Source organism: Bradyrhizobium sp., from assembly GCF_019242285.1.
Classification (GTDB): domain Bacteria; phylum Pseudomonadota; class Alphaproteobacteria; order Rhizobiales; family Xanthobacteraceae; genus Bradyrhizobium.
The window spans coordinates 1-4,011 of the sequence record NZ_JAFAVV010000488.1 but is presented as its reverse complement, the minus strand read 5'-3'; the positions used below and the strand labels follow the sequence as shown (position 1 = coordinate 4,011).

The following is a 4,011-nucleotide window of genomic DNA, read 5'->3' as shown; positions in this document are numbered from 1 at the left end:
ATCGATGTTCATGGCAAGGGGTCTCTAATATGATGGGCCAGCCCGGATCGCTGCGGCCAGATGACGCCACTCGGAACGGGCCACCGGGCGCCGCCCCCCGACCGCGCCGTTCATTGGGCATCACGCGCCGACCGATACATTCATGGTGAGAGATTGCCTGGACAGGACTGATATCCCGCGTCAGCCCCGGCCAACGCCCCGTCCCTTCCGCATCGTTGCCAGCACGAGGTCGGCGGCGCGCACGCTGGGCGATGCTTGGCCGACGGCCATGATCGCGTCGAGCCTGGCGAACGCCTCGCTCTGGCGGCGGCGCAACGGCGTGTCGGCCAGCACCTGCTGCAAGGCGCCGGCGAGCTTGTCCGCTGAGCAGTCGTCCTGCAGATATTCGGGAATCACATTGTCGCCGATCACGAGATTGGCGAGGATCACGCTCTGCACCCGGATCGCCCGCGACAGGATGAAGGCTTCGAGCCGGCCGACCCGATAGGCCGTCACCATCGGCACGCCCGACAGCGCGAGCTCGAGCGTCACCGTGCCCGACTTGGCGAGCGCGGCGCGCGCGATCCGGAACGCCGCCCGCTTGTCCTGTTCGCCGACGACGATCCGCGGCACGACTGGCCAATCCTTGATGCCGTCGCGCACGGTCTCGGCCAGATGCGGCATGGTCGGCAGCACCGGTTCGAACGCGATGCCTTCATCGCGGAGCCGCCCCAGCGCCGCGCCGAACACCGCGAGGTGATGGCTGATCTCGCCGCGGCGGCTGCCGGGCAGCACCAGCAGCACCGGCGGCTCGGCGTCACGGCGTGCCTGCTCCTCGGCGCTCGGCCGCAGCGTGACGAGTTGCTCGATCAGGGGGTGGCCGACGAAGCTGCAAGGCGGCCCGCGCAGCTCCCGATAGGCGTCCGGCTCGAACGGCAGCAGCGCGAAGACGTGGTCGACATAGGCACGCATCGCGCGCGCCCGGCCCGGCCGCCACGCCCAGACCGAGGGCGAGACATAGTCGACGATCGGGATGGACGGCGCCCGCGCCCGCACCCGCCGCGCGACGCGATGGGTGAAATCCGGGCTGTCGATGATGACGAGAATGTCGGGCGCCGCGGCGAGCACGGCCTCGGTGGTCTGTTCGATCAGCCGCAGGATCTTCGGCAACTGGCGGATCACGGCGGAAAATCCCATGATCGACAATTCCTCGATCGCAAACAGCGACGTAAGGCCCTCGCGCGCCATCATCCGGCCGCCGACGCCCTCGAATTCGACCGCCCCGCCGAGCCGCTGGCGCAGCACCTTCATCAACCCGGCGCCGAGCCGGTCGCCGGATTCCTCGGTCGCGATCAGGAAAATCCTGCGTGCGACATTCGCAGCCGGCGGACGTGCCATCACGCCGAAACACCGGTGACGAACAGCGCGGCCGCATCGGCAGCCTCGATCATCGCCTGGGGCTCGGCGAGCACCGTGTTGCCGGCGGCGACCGCGATGCCGGCGAGCCCGGCATTGGCGGCGCCCTCGACCGTCCGCGGGCCGATGGTCGGCAGGTCGAAGCGCAGGTCCTGTCCCCGCTTCGGTGCCTTGACCAGCACGCCGCGCCCGGCGGCGGTGCGAATGCGGTTCTGCTCGCGCAACCGCGCGACCCGCGCCAGCAGCCCGTCGGTGCCCTCGATGTCCTCGACCGCCACGACGTGGCCGTCGATCACGATGGCCGCCTGGCCAATGTCGAACGGACTCAGCGCCGCCAGCACCTCGCGGCCGCGCGCGATGTCGGCAACCGCCTCCTCGTCCGGCGAGATGCGGGTCATGCAGCCCTGCGGCATCAACAGATCGGGCGCGACGTCCTTGATGCCGACCATGCGGAAGCCATCGCGCTCGAGGATATTGCCGATTCCGGACAGCAGATGATCGTCGCCGCCGCGAAATGCCGCCCAGACCTGGCCGAGCACGCGCAGCGTGCCCCAGTCCAGCCGGATCTCCGACAGCGCCGGCCGCACCAGCGTGCCGATGAAGACGAGATCGCGACAGCCCTCGGCACGGAACAGTTTCGTCGCGCGGCCGATCTGCCCGATCGAGATCCAGTGATGCCGGAAGCGCTCAACCCGCTCCGGATCGCAGATGCCCCTGAGCGCGAACAGCACCGCGTCGATGCCGCGTGCAGCGAGCGAATCCGCCACCGCGAAAGGCATCGTGCCGCCGGCGGCGATCACACCGACGGGCGAGGAAATCTCTGACGCCGGCGCAGCCATGATCAGGACGCGGAATTGTGGCCGGCGGGCAGACACAGCGCGCGATGCCTGCCGGCCGCGATGAAGGCAAGGATTTCCGCGATCGCCGGGTCCTGGCCCGCCAATTCCTGCACCCGCTCCAGCCGCTCGGCGAACACGCCGGGGCTGAGAAAAAGCTTCTGGTAGAACGACCGCACGATCGCGAGCCGCTCGCGCGTGAACTTGCGGCGCTTCATGCCGACGACATTGAGGCCCTCGAGCGCGGCATATTGCCCGTTGGCGAGCCCGTACGGAATGACGTCGCCGCGCACGCCGCAGACGCCGCCGATCATCACCTGCGAGCCGACGCGGGCGAGCTGATGCACCGCCGACAGGCCGCCGATATAGACGAAATCGCCGATCTCGCAGTGGCCGCCGAGCGTCGCCGACGTCGCGAAGATCGCGTCGTTGCCGACGCTGCAGTCGTGGCCGACATGGCTGTTGTTCATGAAGAAGCCGCGCGCGCCGACGCGGGTCAGTCCGCCACCCTTCCTGGTGCCGACATTCATCGTCACGCCTTCGCGGATGGTGCAGCCCGCGCCGATCTCGAGCCGCGTCGGCTCGTCGCGATAGGAGAGATCCTGCGGCGCGCCGCCGAGTGCTGCGAACGGCGAGATCACGCAGCCTTCGCCGATCGTGGTGTGCCCCATCACCTGGACGTGTCCGAGCAGTCGGCAATTGGCGCCGACCGAGACGTGCGGACCGATGATGCAATAGGGCCCGATGATCGTGCCTTCGCCGATTGTGGCGCCATCCTCAACCCGTGCGGTCGGATCGATCGTGCTCATGCGTGGCAAATTCCAGCGGTTCGAATGATGGCCGACATTTCGGATTTTCGCGTCTGCGTAGCGCGCGACACCGGGCCTGTAAAGTCACGGATCATGGCGCGATATTTCGCTCCTATCCGCGAACGCGGGCCGAGTGGGGGGCTCACTCAATCCGTCAGCATCGCGCCGACATCGGCCTCCGCGACCGTCTTGCCGTTCACCCTGGCGTCGCCGTGGAACCACCACATGGTGTTGCGGCGGCCGAGGCTCTTCATGTGATATTCGATGGTGTCGCCGGGCATCACGGGCTTGCGGAACTTGCATTTGTCGATGGTGAGGAAATAGACCGCGCGTGGCTTGTCTGTGCCTTCCACCGACTTGATGCCGATGACGCCAGCGGTCTGCGCCATCGCCTCGATCATCATCACGCCCGGATAGATCGGCCGCTCCGGGAAATGGCCGAGGAATACCGGCTCGTTGACGGTGACGTTCTTGATGCCGATGCCGCTGTAGTCGGTGCGGATCTTGACGACCCGATCGATCAGCAACATCGGAAAGCGATGCGGGAGCGTCTTCAGGATATCGTTGATATCCACCAGCTCGAACCTGACCGGTGCCTCCTCCATCACTCCTTACCCTCGCCCTTTGTTTCGTTGTCGCGCACCAGGCGCTCGACAGCGATAATTTCCCTGAACCACTGCTTGGTCGGCTTGGCAAAATGCCCGCCCCAACGGCCATTGGCCGGGATGTCGTCCTTGACCGCGCTCATCGCCGTCACCTGGGCACCGTCGCCGATCTTGAGGTGGTTGTTGATGCCCACCTTGGCGCCCAGCGCAACGTTGTCGCCGATCGTCAGGCTGCCTGCGAGCCCGATCTGGGCCGCGAGCAGGCAGTGCCTGCCGATGATCACATTGTGGCCAATCTGGACCTGGTTGTCGACTTTGGTGCCCTCGCCGATCACCGTGTCGCGCAGGGAACCGCGGTCGATGGTC

The 4,011-nt window shown here is 67.2% G+C and carries 4 protein-coding genes and 1 pseudogene; all 5 read right to left on the bottom strand.

The features are described 5' to 3' along the window. Positions 1–180: 180 nt before the first annotated feature. Positions 181–1,377, bottom strand: a complete 1,197-nt coding sequence (gene lpxB, locus JOY90_RS19360) for a lipid-A-disaccharide synthase (protein ID WP_291692713.1) — start codon at positions 1,375–1,377, stop codon at positions 181–183. Then, positions 1,377–2,234, bottom strand: a complete 858-nt coding sequence (locus JOY90_RS19355; RefSeq protein WP_291692712.1) for an LpxI family protein — start codon at positions 2,232–2,234, stop codon at positions 1,377–1,379. The genes lpxB and JOY90_RS19355 overlap by 1 nt, the downstream gene beginning before the upstream one ends. A gap of 2 nt (positions 2,235–2,236) precedes the next feature. Then, complete coding sequence (gene lpxA, locus JOY90_RS19350; RefSeq protein ID WP_291692711.1) at positions 2,237–3,040, bottom strand: acyl-ACP--UDP-N-acetylglucosamine O-acyltransferase; 804 nt, start codon at positions 3,038–3,040, stop codon at positions 2,237–2,239. A 146-nt stretch (positions 3,041–3,186) separates the two neighbouring features. After that, positions 3,187–3,645 (bottom strand): 3-hydroxyacyl-ACP dehydratase FabZ, encoded by a 459-nt coding sequence (gene fabZ, locus JOY90_RS19345; protein ID WP_291692714.1) that lies wholly within the window; start codon positions 3,643–3,645, stop codon positions 3,187–3,189. Next, positions 3,645–4,011, bottom strand: a pseudogene (locus JOY90_RS19340) (UDP-3-O-(3-hydroxymyristoyl)glucosamine N-acyltransferase); the annotation flags it as partial. The pseudogene JOY90_RS19340 and the gene fabZ, both read right to left, overlap by 1 nt.